The 1,540-nt window shown below is 39.7% G+C and carries 1 protein-coding gene; it reads right to left on the reverse strand.

Annotation, left to right across the window (positions count from 1 at the left end; translation table 11 throughout):
- Positions 1 to 128 precede the first annotated feature (128 nt).
- Complete coding sequence (locus tag BK139_RS23345) at positions 129 to 1,487, reverse strand: IS1182 family transposase (RefSeq protein WP_076263586.1); 1,359 nt, start codon at positions 1,485 to 1,487, stop codon at positions 129 to 131.
- Positions 1,488 to 1,540: the final 53 nt, after the last annotated feature.

Here is a 1,540-nt window from a genome sequence, read left to right on the forward strand (position 1 = left end):
CTCTTTAGGCTGTCTTTCAGTTTGTAGACAAAAGGGGTTCGGAATAGTCTCATTCCGAACCCCTTTTTTGATTTTTTACTGGATTTGAATCATTTTCAGAGGATTATAGACCTCTCCGAGGTCATCTTCTAGGCCATTTCTGGACCTTGCCAAGTCCAGTTGGCCATTTTTTTCAAATTCATGGCAGCGAAAGTAAGCATCGCCTGCATGGACAATTTTTTAAGTCCCCTTAGGGTTGTCCAACGCATGCCATGCTTTTCTTTTGCATCTGCAAATACACGCTCAATTGTTTCTTTGCGCTTCTCATAGATCGGTTTGACGTCTTGATGGTGACGAAGGTGATCTGCCTCTTCCACATGTTCCTCCCACACATGACGCTGAATTAGTTTTTGGTGTGCTTGACTCTGTGTGCATTGAGACAAGAATGGGCATCCAGCACAAATTCGCGGATCTGATTTATATTGACGATACCCTTCCTTGGTAGTCGTAGTATATTTTAAAATCTCACCAGCCGGACAAATGTAACAGTCAAAATGCTCATCATAAACATACTCATGTTTCCGGAAGTAACCCTCTTTTGTGCGTGGTCGTGTGTAAGGTAAAGCAGGTGTAATATCGTTCTTCAATAAGTAGCTTGTAATGGCAGGTGTTTTATAAGCTGCGTCTGCCGCAACAGCTTCTGGTTTACTAACTTTCTCAATGACTTGTCCTACCAATGGCTCAAAAATATGACTATCATGCGTGTTACCTGGGGTTACAATTGTGCCTAGTACGAAGCCGTTGCGATCTGCTGCTGCGTGGAAAGAATAGGCGAACTGTTTTGTACGCTCATCTTTTACATAGTAGCCACTCTCTGGGTCTGTTGTACTTTCCTTAATTTCTTTGAATTCTTCCTTATCAAACTTGTCTGGTGGAAAAGGCTTTTTCCCATGATCCTCACGGTCTTGATTAATCTCTTCTTGAAGGCGTTCTTGATAGGCACGGGTTTCTTTTCGAACAACTTTCTTTTCAAATTTACGCTTATTTGCACTCGCCTTTACATGAGTAGAATCTACAAAAACATGTTCTGCACTAATTAAATTCTTTTCAGCTGCAGTTTTTAAGATTCGGTAAAATATCTGTTCAAAGAGATCGGTGTTTTTAAATCTGCGCTCATAGTTTTTACCGAAAGTTGAGAAGTGAGGAACTTTATCGTGGAAGCCATAGCCTAAAAACCATCGATAAGCCATATTCGTTTTCAATTCTTCAATGGTTTGACGCATGGAACGAATACCGAAGGTATATTGAATAAATGAAAGTTTAATTAAAATTACAGGGTCAATACTTGGGCGTCCTACTTCTGAATACATATCTTTTACCAAGTCATAGATGAATGAGAAGTCAATCGCAGCCTCAATTTTACGAACCAAATGGTCCGCTGGTACAAGTTCGTCTAGTGCAATCATTTCAATTTGATCCCGTTGAATTGGATTATGTTTGGAAAGCATTTTAATCACCTCAAGCATTGTATTACTTCTATTGTAAAACAAAAAAGACTGAA

It is taken from the genome of Paenibacillus sp. FSL R5-0490 (genome assembly GCF_001956215.1).
In the GTDB taxonomy this organism is placed as follows: domain Bacteria; phylum Bacillota; class Bacilli; order Bacillales; family Cytobacillaceae; genus Cytobacillus.

Bases quoted from the DNA above. Each gene is read 5' to 3' on its own strand.
- BK139_RS23345 (WP_076263586.1), bottom strand. From the start codon at position 1,487: ATGCTTTCCAAACATAATCCAATTCAACGGGATCAAATTGAAATGATT.